We start from the raw sequence: 13,404 nt of genomic DNA, 5'->3' as shown, positions 1-13,404 counted from the left end.
GTGTGTCGGCCGAGGCCCGTTTCAGGCGGCCAGGGGTGGCAAGTCGCTGGTCATGAGGCCGACCGTGGGCCCGTACCTCCGCGTCACACCCGTGTCACAGGGAGCTGGACGCCATGACCACCACCCCCAGCAACCCCGACCCCGTCCCCAGGGACACCCCTCGGGACATCCCGGCGAATCCCCCCGGTGACAGCGTCGCCAGAGGCATCAGCCCGGGCGAGACGCCCCCGGCGGAATCCGGCACCGGCACGGCGACCGGCCCGTACCGGCCGCTCAGCCGCGGCTGGACCAAGGGCCCCCTCGTGGCGATATGGGTGATCGTCGTCCTGTGCGCCCTGTTCTTCCTCGTGTACGCGATCCTCCTCGCGACCGGCTGACGAAGGGAGCCCGCCATGCCCGGCACCGACCGGTCCGGCACCCCCACCCAGGACGAGAGCCGCGCCGACGACGTCTACCAGCCCGCCCACTCCGACGGCGACAACCGCCCGTCCGGGCCCCTCGACCCCGACAACGCCCTCGCGACCGACCCCGCCGACGACATGAGCGTCCCTGGATACTCCCCGCCGGACCGCCCCACCGGTGTCACCCGGCACGGCACCACGCAGCGGGAGCAGCAGGAAGGCGAACCGCTCGACGACCGCCTCCGCCAGGAGGAGCCGGAGCCGCAGGCACCCGGGGACGACGGCATCGGGGACCTCCCAGGAGGCGACGGCGAGCCCGTGGACGAGGAGGCCGGCGCCGTCCGCGCCGGACGCCTCGCCCCGTACGCCGCACGACCCGGCCACATCGACCGGGCGGTCGCCCGTGACATCGGCCCCGACGACGGCACGGCGCCGGCCGAGGAGGCGGCGATGCACGTGGAGACGGCGGTGAACGGCGTCGACGAGGGCGAGGAGCGTGATGTGTGAGGCGTGGTGCGTGACGCCGGATCCTGGATCCAAAACCTCGGATCCTGGATCCGGGACTCTGGATTCTGGATCCAGGACTTTGGATCCCGGATTTTGGATCCAGGACCCAAGATCTTGGATCCAAGACCCCGCCTTGATCTCGACCCCCGTCCCCACTCCAGGTCCCGCCCCTACCTGACGCCCTCGGCCCGTTCACGGGCCCCACCACTGGAAGGGAGCCGTCATGCGCGGATATGACGGTTCGTACTGGATGGAGTCGGCGCCGCCGGGCGCTCCCCACCCGCCCCTCGCTCGGGACATGGACGCCGATGTGGTCGTGGTCGGCGCGGGCATCGCGGGTCTGTGTGCCGCGCGTGAGCTGGCCCGGGCCGGGCGGGAGGTGGTGGTGTTGGAGGCGGGCCGGGTCGGGGCGGGGGTCACCGGTCACACCACCGGCAAGCTGACCGCTCTGCATGGGCTCTGCTACGAGCGGCTGTGTCGGGAGCGTGGTGCGGAGGCGGCGGCCCGTTACGCGGAGGCACAGCAGGATGCGCTCGGCGAGGTGGTGGGGCTCTGCGCGGAGCTCGGGGCCGATGCCGAGATCGAGCGTCGTCCGGCGTACACGTACACCCTGGACCGGCGGAACGCGGGGCGGATCCGCGCGGAGGCGGCGGCCGCCAGGGCGGCCGGCCTGCCGGCGACGACGGTGACCGACCCGGGGCTGCCCTATCCGGTGGCGGCGGCCGTGCGGGTGGACGACCAGCTGCAGTTCCATCCGCGCCGCTTCCTCCTCGCGGTCGCCGACGACCTGGTCGCACACGGTGGACGCGTCCACGAGGGCAGCAGGGTCACGGAGGTCCGCGAGGGCGCCGACCGTGGGGTCACGGTCGGCGGCGGGTTCAGCGTCCGCGCCCGGGACGTCGTCCTCGCCACGCACTTCCCGCTGAGCTGCCCCACCCCCTTGCTGCTGCGGCTCTCGGTGCGCCGGGAACTCGTCGTCGCCGCCGTCGTCGAGGAGCTGCACGCCCCGTACGGCATGTACCTGACGCCGGAGGGCGGCACGCGGTCGGTGCGTACGGCTCCGGCCGACGAGGGCAGGAGGGTGCTCATCGTGGCGGGCGAGACGTTCGAGCCGGGCGCGGGCGGCGTACGACACCGGTTCGGGCGGCTCGAGGCCTGGGCCTCCGGTCACCTGCCCGGTTTCGCGGACGCGCCGGCCGTCCACCGATGGGCCGCGCAGGACGTCCACACCGCCGACGGGCTGCCCTGCGTGGGACCCGTCGGACCCGACGGCTCCGGGGCCGGGCACCTCCACGTCGCCACCGGGTTCGGCGGCTGGGGCCTCAGCAACGGGGTTGCCGCCGGCCGGCTCCTCACCGCACGTCTTACGGGCGGGCCCCTTCCGGCCTGGGCCGACCTCGTCGACCCGCGGCGGCCGCTGCCGCTCCGCGAGTATCCCGGTGTCGCGCGGCACCAGGCCTCCGTGGCACGCCACTACGCGGTCGGTTTCGGCCCCCGGGCCAGACGCTGTACCCACATGGGCTGCGCCCTGGGCTTCAACCATGCCGAGAACACCTGGGAGTGCCCCTGCCACGGTTCCCGCTTCGCCGCCGACGGCACCGTCCTCCAGGGTCCGGCGACCCGCCCCCTGGGCGACGACTGATCCCCGGAGGCCGCCCCGGAGGGAGCGCCCGGGGGGCGCCCGTTCACGCGCCGCCCGGCAGTGTGACCGGCGGTAGGGAGTCGAAGCCGTGTCACGGCCGGCCTGTTCCATGTCGCGGCGGTCGTGTTCCGCGTCCCCGGTGACCACCGCCTCCGCCTCGAAGCGGCCGATCGTCCCGCCGGGCGCGCCGCCGGTCGATGCGAAGGCCAGCAGCCGTGCCCCGTCGCGTACGTACACGACCGGGTGGGGCGCTCCCGGCTGCCGCGGGCGTCCCGGGTCCGGGTGGTGAGCCGGACGGTCCGGACGTCGTCGACGCCGCCGTCCGTACGCTGCTGCTGCTCATGCCCCGGATGGTCGGGCGGGTCAAGCACATCAAGGTGCCGGATGAGCTGGCGTCCCTGACGCCGGCGCCCCGTCACCTCCCCCTGCTCGCCCACCTCCTCCTCGACGGACCCCAGAAGGCCGACGAACCCGCCCTCGCACCCCTGCGACCGGCCGAACGGCGGATGTTCATCGACACCCTCGCCGCGTACGACCACGGTCTGGCCGGCGCAGAACAATGACGGAAACGGGCCGCGGCCTCCCACGGCGGAAGCCGCGGCCCCCTAGGGCAGGAAGAAGACGATGAGTTCGAGCACCAAGGCGTCGACCCGGGAGTGGACCACGTGGGGGCCGGTGGTGGCCCTGCTTGCGCTGGTCTCCGCCTGGGGGCGCGACCTACCGGGCGTCGCCGTGGTCCTCGTCGCGCTCTGCCTCTTCGCCGCGGTCCTCGCCGCCGTCCACCACGCCGAGGTGATCGCCCACCGGGTCGGCGAACCCTTCGGCTCGCTCGTCCTGGCCGTCGCCGTCACCGTCATCGAGGTCGGACTCATCGTCAGCCTCATGGCCGGAGGCGGCGAGAAGACCTCCACCTACGCCCGCGACACCGTCTTCGCCGCCGTCATGATCACCTGCAACGGCATCGTGGGCCTCGCGCTCCTCGTCGCCGCGCTCCGCAACCGGGTCGCGGTCTTCAACGCCGAGGGCTCCGGCGGCGCGCTCGCCACCGTCTGCACCCTCGCCACCATGACCCTGGTGCTCCCCACCTTCACCACCAGCCACCCCGGCCCCGAGTTCTCCGGCGCCCAGCTCACCTTCGCCGCCATCGCCTCGATCGCGCTGTACGGGGTCTTCGTCGCCGTCCAGACCGTCCGGCACCGCGACTACTTCCTCCCCGTCAGCGTCGAGGGCAAGGAGTCCTCGGAGGAGGAGCACGCCGCTCCGCCGACGAAGGCGGCCACCCTCGCCAGCCTCGGCCTGCTCCTCGTCGCGCTGATCGCCGTCGTCGGCAACGCCAAGGTGATCTCCCCGACCATCGAGGACGGCGTCCAGTCCGCGGGGCTGCCCAAGGCCGTCGTCGGCGTCGTGATCGCCCTCATGGTCCTGCTGCCCGAGACGCTCGCCGCCGTGCGCGCCGCCCGCCGCAACCGCGTGCAGACCAGCCTCAACCTCGCCTACGGCTCCGCGATCGCCAGCATCGGACTCACCATCCCGGCGATCGCGCTCGCCTCCATCTGGCTGTCCGGGCCCCTGGTGCTGGGCCTGGGCCCCCTCCACATGGTCCTGCTCGCCCTCACCGGGGTGGTGAGCGCCCTGACCGTGGTGCCCGGACGGGCCACGCTCCTCCAGGGCGGCGTCCACCTCGCGATCTTCGCCGCCTTCGTCTTCCTGTCGTTCAGTCCCTGAGCGCCGTCACTTCTCCCCGACCCGCACCACCTTCAGCGCGGGCGAGCGCAGGATGTCCCTCTCGCAGAACCGGGAGGTCACCCAGCGCTCGCCCGCGTACAGCTTCGTCTGGTCGCTGTAGTGCGGCGAGGCCGGGTTCGAGGACTGGGAGTACGTGAGCAGGGTGCGGGCCGCCGGGCAGCGCCCGCCGTCCCAGCCGACCGCCTGCACATGGCTCGTGCCGTGCGCGACCTCGACGTAGCCGCCGCCCGCCGCGTTCCACACCGCCTCCGTCTTGTTCCAGACGCCCAGCGACTCCGTACCGCCGCTCACCGGGATCCGCTCCCCGCCGCGTACGACGAACTGGTGGTCCCGCAGCGGCGCGTCCAGCGCGATCCCCGCCGTACGCAGCTCCGCCGCCGCGGCCGCGAGCGCCGTCGCGAAACCGGCCGCGTCCGTGTCGAGTCCGCGCGGGGTCCGCACCGGGTCCGCCGCCGAGAACGGCACCTTCCACTGCCGGGCCGCCGGCACCGCCGCCGTGAACCTGCGCCAGAACCGGTCGAAGAGCAGCGCGCCCCGGCTGTCCGAGTCCATCGTCCGGTCCCAGGCCGCGAGCACCCGGCACGCCTCCGGGTCGGCGGGCAGCACGGCCGGGCAGGCCGCCGCCACGTCCGCCGCCGCCAGGTCCGCGGCCGGCACCCGGTTCGCGAACTGCTGCCGCTGGAGGTCCGCCACGGTCAGCCGGCCCCGTGCCGCCATGCCCGCCACGTCCTCGATCCCGCCCCGGGTCCGCAGCGAACGCGGCGTCGCGACCGTGCCGAAGACCCGCTCGTACCCGGTCAGCGGGCGCTCCGCGTTGGCCAGCCAGGCGCTGTCGTTGGAGTTCGCCGCGTACGGCGCGTCCTTGAGCACCGGCATCCGCGACGGCCCGAAGATCCCGGGCTGCACCGCGTCCCGGTCCGAGCCGAGCGCGCATTCCGTCCGGGAGCCGTCGAGGACGGCGACGCCCGACGCCGGGTAGACGACCCGGCCGAGCGGGGTGGAGCAGCGCTCCGCCAGCTCGTCGGTGATCCGGGGCAGCACCTGCGACTGGCCGAAGTAGGTGTGACCGGCGGCGTCCGCGGCGATCGTGTTCACCCAGGGCAGGCCCTGGGTGCGGCGCAGCGTCTCGGCGACGTCTCGGGTGGAGCGGGCCCTGGCGAAGCCGAGCGCGGTGTCGGATGCACGCAGGTTGGCCGCGTTCGGGTCGTTGAGCGCGTACGCGGTGCTCGTCGTCCAGGGCAGCGGCAGGCTCGCGCCGAGCCCGCTCGTCACCGGGCCGTACCGGGTCCACCACTGGGTACGGGTCACCGGCGTGCCGTCCCGGTCCGCCACGGTCACCGTCCGCGCGGTCATCCGCTCCGGCTTCCCGTCCACCAGGTACGCGGTCGGGTCGCCCGGCACCAGCGTCAGCTGGTGGAGGTTCAGCGGCACACCGGTGGCCACGGTGTGGCTCCACGCCACCTTGTCGTTGAAGCCGATGTTGACGACGGTGGTGCCGAGCAGCGAGGCGCCGGAGACGTTCAGCTCGCCGGGGATCGTCTGCTGCGACTGCCAGAAGCGGCGGCCGCCCTGCCACGGGTAGTGCGGGTTGCCGAGCAGCAGCCCCCGCCCGTTCGCCGTCGTGGCGCCCGAGAACGCGACCGCGTTCGACCCCATCGTGGCGTTCTCCGGCGCGAACAGCGCCCGCGCCGCCTCCGCCGTACGCTCCGGGTCGACGTCCTGATTCCGTACCCGCGCCGTGGTGGTCGCTGCTGTCGCCGCTGTCGCGGCCGGCGGGACGGCCGCCGCGATGCCGTCGACCGCCCGGCCCTGACCGCCGAGCACCGAGACGGCGAAGCCGCGCCGGGCCACGTCCAGGGCCGTCACCGGCCGGACCCAGGCGGCGCCCGCGCACGCCGGATCCGTGATCCGGTTCTTCCGCAGCCAGGCGTTGTACCCGGCCGCCCACCCGCGCATCAGCTCCTTCAGCTCCCGGCTCGGACCCGCCGGGGCCGGGGTGCGCAGCAGCTCCTCGACCGTGCCCGCCTGCTTGACGCCCCGGAAGTACAGGTCGCTGGAGAGGTTGGAGGTCGCGGAGGAGAGCGCGCCGTCCGGGGCGCCGGAGGACCCGAAGTGGCGCGAGCGCTCGCCGTTCACGGTCACGAAGCCGTCGGCGAGCACGCACACCTGGTCGGCGGCCTGCGCCCAGCCCGTGCCGAAGCCGAGGTCGGCGTAGTCGTGGGCGAGGATGTGCGGCACGCCGTACTCGGTGTACCGGATGACGGCGCTCAGGCCCCGGTCGGACGGCCGGTGCTCGCCGCCGCGTCCGCCCGGCTCGGCCGCCGCCGCTCCGGGCAGGAGGCCCGCGGTGACGGCGGCGAGCGCGGCGCCCACCAGCGCCAGACGTCTCCGGGAACGGCGGGCGATGAAGCTGCGGTTGCGCAAGGTCCCTCCCAACGGGCCGGTGGCCGGAGCCGGTTGGGACATCCAGTCAGCAAGGACCCGCCCTGTCAACATCCCGTTCGGTATCCGAGGCCGGAAGGTGCGCGCTCAGCTCGCCATCGGGTCGCGGTACTTGACCCGCCGCAGTGCCGAGCCGAGGATCCAGCCATGGAACGAGGACTCCTCACCCGCACCGTCGACGGCGTGCTGAGCGCCAGTGCCGCACGCGTCCCCGACCGGACCGCGCTGCGCTACGCGGACCGCGCCTGGACCTACGCCGAGCTCGACGCCGCCGTCTCCACCGCCGCGGCCGTGCTGCGCCGCGAGCCGGGACTGGTGCCGGGCGCCCGGGTCGCCACGTACGGCCACAACTCCGACGCGTATCTGATCGCCTTCCTGGCCTGCGCCCGCGCCGGCCTCGTCCACGTGCCCGTGAACCACCATCTGACCGGCGACGACCTCGGCTACCTCCTGGACCAGTCCGGGAGTTCCCTCGTCCTCGCCGACCCCGGGCTCGCCGGCCGGATCCCCGCCGGCGTGCGCGTCAGGGCGCTGCGGGACGCGCCGGGCTCGCTCCTCGACGCGCTCGCGGCACCGGAGCCGTACGACTCCGACAGCGATCCCCGCGACCTCGTGCAGCTGCTCTACACCTCGGGCACCACCGCCCTCCCCAAGGGCGCGATGATGACGCACCGGGCGCTCGTCCACGAGTACGAGAGCGCGATCGAGGCGCTCGGCCTCGCCGAGGGCGACCTGCCCGTGCACGCGCTGCCGCTCTACCACTCGGCGCAGACGCACGTCTTCCTGCTGCCCTATCTGGCGGTCGGGGCGGAGAACACGATCCTCGAAGGGCCCGACCCGGAGACCCTGTTCGGGCTCGTCGAGGCGGGCCGCGCGGACAGCCTCTTCGCGCCGCCGACCGTGTGGATCGCCCTCGCCAACCATCCCGGATTCGAGAAGCGGGAGTTGTCCGCCCTGCGCAAGGCGTACTACGGGGCCTCGATCATGCCCGTGCCCGTCCTGGAACGGCTGCGCGGGCACCTCCCCGGCCTCGCCTTCTTCAACTGCTTCGGCCAGTCGGAGATCGGGCCGCTCGCCACCGTCCTCGGCCCCGACGAGCACGAGGGCCGGATGGACTCCTGCGGCCGGCCCGTCCGGCACGTCGAGGCCAGGGTCGTCGACGAGGACGGGACCGACGTCCCCGACGGCACGCCCGGAGAGATCGTCTACCGCTCCCCGCAGCTCTGCGAGGGATATTGGGCCAAGCCCGAGGAGACCGCCGCGGCCTTCCGCGACGGCTGGTTCCGCTCCGGCGACCTCGCCGTCCGGGACGCGGAGGGGTATCTGACCATCGTCGACCGGGTGAAGGACGTCATCAACTCCGGCGGGGTGCTCGTCGCCTCCCGTCAGGTCGAGGACGCCCTGTACACGCATCCGGCGGTCGCCGAGACGGCCGTGATCGGCCTCCCCGACGACCGCTGGATCGAGGCGGTCACCGCCGTGGTCGTCCCGCGCGGCGAGGTCACCGAGGCGGAACTCCTCGCCCACGCCCGCGACCGCCTCTCCTCCTTCAAGGCCCCCAAGCGGATCGTCTTCGCCGACGCCCTGCCCCGCAACGCCAGCGGCAAGATCCTCAAACGGGAGCTGCGCGACCGCTACGCGGAGGCCTGACCGGCCGGCTCAGCGCCGGCGCAGCACCTCGGCGGCCCGGGAGAAGCCGTCCGTGCCGTGGCCCAGGGCCACGGTGCGGCGGGCGAGGCCCTCGACGGCGCGCATCACGCCGGAGTCGATGGCGTGGTCCTCGGCGGCGTGCACGATGTGCGCCATCGTCGACACCGCCGACGTCACCGGGTTGATCGCGCCGGAGTAGGTGCCGTCCTGGACGTCCCCGGCGAGCTCCTCGAAGAGCGGCGGCAGGATCTGCGCGATGCCCACCGCGAACGGGGCCAGCTCGCGCGGGGTGATGCCCTCCGCGTCCGCCAGCGCCATGGCGTGCACGTACCCGGCCATCGAGGTCCAGAAGATGTCGAGGAGCGCGATGTCGAAGGCCGCCGCGCGGGAGACCTCGTCGCCGAGGTGGGTGTGGGTGCCGCCGAGCGCGTCGAGCACCACGCGGTGCTCCCCGTACGTGTCGGACGGGCCGCTGAACAGGAACACGCCGGCCGGCGAGCCGATCGTGACGGCCGGCGTCATGATGGCGCCGTCGAGGTAGTCGATGCCGTGCTCGACGGCCCACGCACCGGTGTCCCGGGCGCGACCGGGGGTGTCGGCGGAGAGGTTGACCAGGACGCGGCCCTTGAGCGCGTCCGTGACCGCGTCCTGCCGCAGCACGGCGTCCGTGGCGTCGTAGTTGACCATGCAGATGACGGTCACCGGGCTCGCCGCCACGGCCTCGGCGGCGCTGGCCGCGACGGTGGCGCCGCGCTCGACCAGGTCGCCTTCCCGGCCGGGCGTGCGGTTCCACACCGTGGTGCGGACTCCGCCCGCGAGGAAGGCGCCGGCCAGGGCGCGGCCCATCGGGCCGAGGCCGAGGACGGTGACGGCGGACTGCTGGGTGGCGGACATGCGGGAACTCCTGTGCAGTGAAAACGGAATAGGGTGGTGGGGCGACGCGGCGCGGCAGGCCGGCCGGCCGCACACGAACGCGAGAGGGACGAGATGGCGCGCATCGGTCTCGACGACCACGAGGGGATCTGCGGCGTGGCCGCCGCGATCTCGGTGATCGACGGCAAATGGAAGACCACGCTGCTGTGGCTGCTCGAATCGGGGCCGCACCGGCCCGGCGAACTGCGCCGGAAGGTGCCGCGGCTCAGCGAGAAGGTGCTGACCCAGGCCCTGCGCGAGATGGAGGAGGACGGGATCGTGCACCGTGAGACGCACGATGTCGTGCCGCTCAAGACCGTCTACTCGTTGACCGAGCAGGGTCTCGCGCTCTCCAGGGTGCTGGCCCCGCTGTCCGACTGGGGCCACGGACACCTCGACTGGCTGGCCGAGGCGCGACGCGCCGCCTCCTGACTCACTCCCTCCGGATCCGTGAGGCGCCGTCCCTGTGGACGTCCTCACTCTCTCCCGGAGCCCGGACGGCGACAAGTACCCACAAAAAAGTGGGTACCCGGCCGCCGTCCGGAGCGGCCGCTCGACCCCTCTCACCCTCGGATTCCTGTGCGAATCCGAGGGTGTTAGCTTGTCGGCCGAGTCGTTCATTCTTCCCGGGGGGGATTTCCGTGAACCGTAGAGCTCTGCTGAAGAGTGCCCTGGCGATCGGCGCGGGGGCGCCGCTCACCTCCCTCGCCGCCGCGACGCCCGCCCACGCGGCGGGCAACTACGACGTGCTCGTGACCGAGCAGGTCAAGAACAAGGTCATGCTGTTCCGCGCCATCAACCTGTGGACGCCCGACAACCTCGGCTGGGAGTGGGCGGCGCCCGCCCAGACGGCCTGGGCCAGGCTCAACGACGCGCGCTTCCGCGAGACCGGCCGCTTCGGCTGGGTGTGCATGGTCGCCGCGGGCGGCGGCAAGGTCGGCATGGTCGACTTCGGTGACGACGACTCCCTGGTGTGGTCGGCGACTCCGGGCGGGAACCCGCACGCGGTCGAGTACCTCCGCGGCCACGGAGTCGTGGCCGTGGCCTCGTCGGCGGCGGTGTCCTCCACGCTGAAGTACCGGGGTTACCTCTCCCTGTACGCCCCCACCAGCGCGGACGACCCCGCCACGCTCGGGTCCGAGCCGGTGCAGCGGATCGAGTTCAGCGGCGCGCACGGCCTCTGGTGGGACGGCGCCCATCTCTACGCCCTGGGGACCTGGACGCTCGCCAAGTACCGCGTCACCGGCTCGCTCGGCGGCGCTCGGCTCGAACTCGTCCAGAAGCACGTCTGGGCCACCGAGTTCGGTGGCCACAGCCTGGACATGGACTTCACCGACTCGGGCAGGCTCGTGCTGAACGGCGCCCAGGCCGTGTGGACCGTCGACAAGGCGACCCTCGCGCTCACGAAGATCCGGTCGCGGAGCTACGGTGTGAAGTCCTTCTCCCGCGCCGCCGACGGCGAGTCCTTCTGGATCCAGGCGATCGACGTGACGGATCCGCCCAAGGAGGGGTGGTGGAACGAGTACGTGCAGTTCTTCGACGCCGCGGGCACTCCGACCTACCGCCGAGGGCTCGACTACTACGGGTACGAAGGCCACTTCTACCGCTCGCGGATCGCCAGCATCAGGCTGTCCTGAACGCGGGCCTCAGGACTCCCTGAGGTCCACGATCCGCTTCAGCTTGCCGACCGACCGCTCCAGCGTCTCGGGGTCGACCACCTCGACCCCGACCGAGACGCCGATGCCGTCCTTCACCGCCGCCGCGATCGCCCGGGCCGCCTCCGCGCGGGCCTCGGGCGTCGCGTCGGGGCGGGTCTCCGCGCGTACGGTGAGGGCGTCGAGGCGGCCCTCGCGGGTCAGGCGGAGCTGGAAGTGCGGGGCGACGGCGGGGGTGCGGAGCACGATCTCCTCGATCTGGGTGGGGAAGAGGTTCACCCCGCGCAGGATGATCATGTCGTCGCTGCGGCCGGTCACCTTCTCCATGCGCCGGAACGCCGGCCGCGCGGTGCCGGGGAGCAGCCGGGTCAGGTCCCGGGTGCGGTAACGGATCACCGGCATGGCCTCCTTGGTGAGCGAGGTGAAGACCAGTTCGCCCTCCTCGCCGTCCGGGAGCACCTCGCCGGTGATCGGGTCCACGACCTCGGGATAGAAATGGTCCTCCGAGAAGTGTGCACACAGCCGTACATCGGGCGCTACCGTCATCTCATGCCCGTAGACCCCGAGTACCTGCACCTCGTCTACCCCAAAATGGGTTCCTTCGAGGCCTTCCTCTACGGCCGAAACTCGGTCGACCCCAAGAAGAGAGGCCGGTCCGTCAGAGACCAGCTCACCAGCGGGCGCGACATGTGTGATCGCTATGGCTGGCCCATCATCGAGGAGTTCAGGGACGTCGGCCTCAGCGCCAGCCGCTACGCCCGGAAGAAGCGCGGTGACTTCGACGACATGCTTGAGCGGATTCGCGCTGGCGAACCGCGCATCGTCGTGGCCTTCGAGGCGAGTCGCTATTACCGAGACCTTGAAGTCTACGTTCAGCTGCGTTCAGCCTGTGAGGAAGGAGGCGTGCTTCTCTGCTACAACGGCCAGGTTTACGACCTGTCGAAGGGCGCCGACCGAGAGGCGACGGCACTGGACGCCGTCAGGGCAGAGGGCGAACTCGAAGGCATCCGGAACCGGAACCTGAACACCGCGCAGAAGCAGGCCGATCGCGGCGGCCCTCATGGGCCAGCAGCGTACGGCTTCAGACGCGTCTACGACCCGAAGACGGGCGAACTCGTCAATCAGGTGGTCGACGAGAAGGAAAGCAAGCACGTCACCGCCCTCTTCGAGGGGCGTGTCGCCGGCAAGGCGAAGCGCGCCATGGCAGCCGAGCTGAACGAGCTCGGTGAAACCACCCGTCTGGGCAAGCCCTGGTCGCCTCGGGCTGTTTCCATGGTCCTTCGGAACAAGGCGTACATCGGGATCCGCGTCCACCGAGGCGTGGAGCATCCGGCAACCTGGGAGGGCTTCATCGACAGGAGGCTCTTCGACGACGTCCAGGCCCTCGAGGACGCCGATCGGAAGCTTCCCACCTCCTCGACTGCCGTCAAGCACACATACTCGGGCCTCCCGATCTGCGGCGTTCACGAGGGTGCCGCGCAGCCGGACACGGCGACGTTCCGCAGGACGACGACTGGCCGGAAGCGTCCGGTGTACCGCTGCAACAGCCTCGACTTGTCGGTAGACGCCGAGCGTTTCGAGGCGTACGTCGAGGAAGGGGTTGTTGCGTGGCTTAGCTCACCGGAGGCTGCGGAGGCGTTCAAGAAGCCGGCTGACGGCGGGAAGGCCGCCTCCGATGCTCGGGCGCGGCTGAGTGCCATTCAGGAGCAGCTGCGCAGCGCCCGGAAGCTCGCGAGGACGTTCGGGGCGAACAACCGGCCCTTGATGTCCTCGGAGTCTCTCTCTGAGTTGGAGATGGAACTGGGACCGGAGGCGGACGAGCTCAAGGCGACGATCAAGCGGGCGGAAGCGAAGATCCCGCGTGTACTCGAGAAGCTTCTCGGAAACCCCGAAGCTGAGCATGTGTGGAACGCCTTGGACTTGTCCCAGAAGCGACTCGTGCTCTCGCTCGTGGTCACGATCCGTGTGTTCAAGGCGCGGGCCCCGGGGGTGAAGAGGATCGAGCCGGGACGGGTCACGTTGTCGTTCTACGGGCAGCCCGGCTACGTGGTCGCCCAGCGCAAGGCGCGGCGGAGCAGACGGTTCGCCGACGCCGGGGACTGACGCGGTCGCAGACGACAGTGCGGGGTGGTCGAAGAGAATCCTCTTCGACCACCCCGCACTGCTAGGTCGGTGTCATCTTGTTGGGGGCCTTGCCCGTGGCAGGCCGGTGCGCCTTCGGAAGCCGGCGGATGGAGACGCGCGCCGTCCACCGTGATGCAGGGCCAGCTGCCCCGCCGGTGCTACCGGGGGGCTTTCAGGTGGTGTGGCGCGGCCCGCTTGTAACTGATCGTTTCAGAATGAGGTTCGGAGGCGGCGGAGGCATATGAGGCTGCAGGCCAGTTCGAGCAGGCCCTGGTGGAGATCGGCGCGTCGTTCGTAGCGGGTGCGGGCCGTGGCGCACGCCTCC

Annotated in this window: 11 protein-coding genes and 1 pseudogene; 9 read left to right on the top strand and 3 right to left on the bottom strand. The window is 72.1% G+C overall.

The window, feature by feature from the left end:
• The first annotated feature begins 113 nt into the window (after positions 1 to 113).
• The 5 genes from HHL19_RS35960 (at position 114) to HHL19_RS35940 (ending at position 4,275) form a co-directional block, all read left to right on the top strand.
• Positions 114 to 377 (top strand): DUF6480 family protein, encoded by a 264-nt coding sequence (locus HHL19_RS35960; protein WP_206325925.1) that lies wholly within the window; start codon positions 114 to 116, stop codon positions 375 to 377.
• Positions 378 to 392: 15 nt separating this feature from the next.
• Complete coding sequence (locus HHL19_RS35955) at positions 393 to 908, top strand: DUF5709 domain-containing protein (protein WP_169094626.1); 516 nt, start codon at positions 393 to 395, stop codon at positions 906 to 908.
• Between the two features lie 223 nt (positions 909 to 1,131).
• Positions 1,132 to 2,550, top strand: a complete 1,419-nt coding sequence (locus HHL19_RS35950) for an FAD-dependent oxidoreductase (RefSeq protein WP_169094625.1) — start codon at positions 1,132 to 1,134, stop codon at positions 2,548 to 2,550.
• A 215-nt stretch (positions 2,551 to 2,765) separates the two neighbouring features.
• Positions 2,766 to 3,113, top strand: a complete 348-nt coding sequence (locus HHL19_RS35945; RefSeq protein WP_346768593.1) for a hypothetical protein — start codon at positions 2,766 to 2,768, stop codon at positions 3,111 to 3,113.
• A gap of 61 nt (positions 3,114 to 3,174) precedes the next feature.
• Positions 3,175 to 4,275, top strand: a complete 1,101-nt coding sequence (locus HHL19_RS35940; protein WP_169094624.1) for an ionic transporter y4hA — start codon at positions 3,175 to 3,177, stop codon at positions 4,273 to 4,275.
• A gap of 6 nt (positions 4,276 to 4,281) precedes the next feature.
• Here HHL19_RS35940 and HHL19_RS35935 read toward each other — a convergent pair whose 3' ends face one another.
• On the bottom strand, positions 4,282 to 6,702 hold the full coding sequence (locus HHL19_RS35935) for a penicillin acylase family protein (RefSeq protein WP_346768598.1): 2,421 nt from the start codon (positions 6,700 to 6,702) through the stop codon (positions 4,282 to 4,284).
• A 183-nt stretch (positions 6,703 to 6,885) separates the two neighbouring features.
• Between HHL19_RS35935 and HHL19_RS35930 the strand changes: the two genes are divergently transcribed.
• On the top strand, positions 6,886 to 8,388 hold the full coding sequence (locus HHL19_RS35930) for a fatty acyl-CoA synthetase (RefSeq protein ID WP_169094622.1): 1,503 nt from the start codon (positions 6,886 to 6,888) through the stop codon (positions 8,386 to 8,388).
• 9 nt (positions 8,389 to 8,397) lie between these two features.
• Here HHL19_RS35930 and HHL19_RS35925 read toward each other — a convergent pair whose 3' ends face one another.
• Positions 8,398 to 9,282, bottom strand: a complete 885-nt coding sequence (locus HHL19_RS35925; RefSeq protein ID WP_169094621.1) for an NAD(P)-binding domain-containing protein — start codon at positions 9,280 to 9,282, stop codon at positions 8,398 to 8,400.
• 93 nt (positions 9,283 to 9,375) lie between these two features.
• On the opposite strand from HHL19_RS35925, the gene HHL19_RS35920 reads away from it, so the two are divergent.
• Complete coding sequence (locus HHL19_RS35920) at positions 9,376 to 9,732, top strand: helix-turn-helix domain-containing protein (protein ID WP_169094620.1); 357 nt, start codon at positions 9,376 to 9,378, stop codon at positions 9,730 to 9,732.
• 209 nt (positions 9,733 to 9,941) lie between these two features.
• A complete protein-coding gene (locus tag HHL19_RS35915; RefSeq protein WP_169094619.1) occupies positions 9,942 to 10,937 on the top strand; it encodes a hypothetical protein in 996 nt (331 codons plus the stop codon).
• Positions 10,938 to 10,946: 9 nt separating this feature from the next.
• Here the strand turns inward: HHL19_RS35915 and HHL19_RS35910 are convergent.
• A pseudogene (locus HHL19_RS35910) lies at positions 10,947 to 11,459 on the bottom strand (phenylacetate--CoA ligase); the annotation flags it as partial.
• A 45-nt stretch (positions 11,460 to 11,504) separates the two neighbouring features.
• Between HHL19_RS35910 and HHL19_RS35905 the strand changes: the two are divergent.
• Positions 11,505 to 13,058: a recombinase family protein gene (locus HHL19_RS35905; RefSeq protein ID WP_169094618.1), complete on the top strand. Its 1,554-nt coding sequence runs from the start codon at positions 11,505 to 11,507 to the stop codon at positions 13,056 to 13,058.
• Positions 13,059 to 13,404 lie beyond the last annotated feature (346 nt).

Source organism: Streptomyces sp. R302 (assembly GCF_012927245.1).
Lineage (GTDB): Bacteria > Actinomycetota > Actinomycetes > Streptomycetales > Streptomycetaceae > Streptomyces.
Note: the sequence above shows the minus strand (reverse complement) of the source record. Positions and strands in the feature narration are given on the sequence as shown.

Excerpts from the sequence above, each read along its gene's own strand:
- HHL19_RS35960 (WP_206325925.1), top strand. The coding sequence starts at position 114 with ATGACCACCACCCCCAGCAACCCCGACCCCGTCCCCAGGGACACCCCT.
- HHL19_RS35955 (WP_169094626.1), top strand. The coding sequence starts at position 393 with ATGCCCGGCACCGACCGGTCCGGCACCCCCACCCAGGACGAGAGCCGC.
- HHL19_RS35950 (WP_169094625.1), top strand. The coding sequence starts at position 1,132 with ATGCGCGGATATGACGGTTCGTACTGGATGGAGTCGGCGCCGCCGGGC.
- HHL19_RS35940 (WP_169094624.1), top strand. The coding sequence starts at position 3,175 with ATGAGTTCGAGCACCAAGGCGTCGACCCGGGAGTGGACCACGTGGGGG.
- HHL19_RS35930 (WP_169094622.1), top strand. The coding sequence starts at position 6,886 with ATGGAACGAGGACTCCTCACCCGCACCGTCGACGGCGTGCTGAGCGCC.
- HHL19_RS35925 (WP_169094621.1), bottom strand. The coding sequence starts at position 9,282 with ATGTCCGCCACCCAGCAGTCCGCCGTCACCGTCCTCGGCCTCGGCCCG.
- HHL19_RS35920 (WP_169094620.1), top strand. The coding sequence starts at position 9,376 with ATGGCGCGCATCGGTCTCGACGACCACGAGGGGATCTGCGGCGTGGCC.
- HHL19_RS35905 (WP_169094618.1), top strand. The coding sequence starts at position 11,505 with ATGCCCGTAGACCCCGAGTACCTGCACCTCGTCTACCCCAAAATGGGT.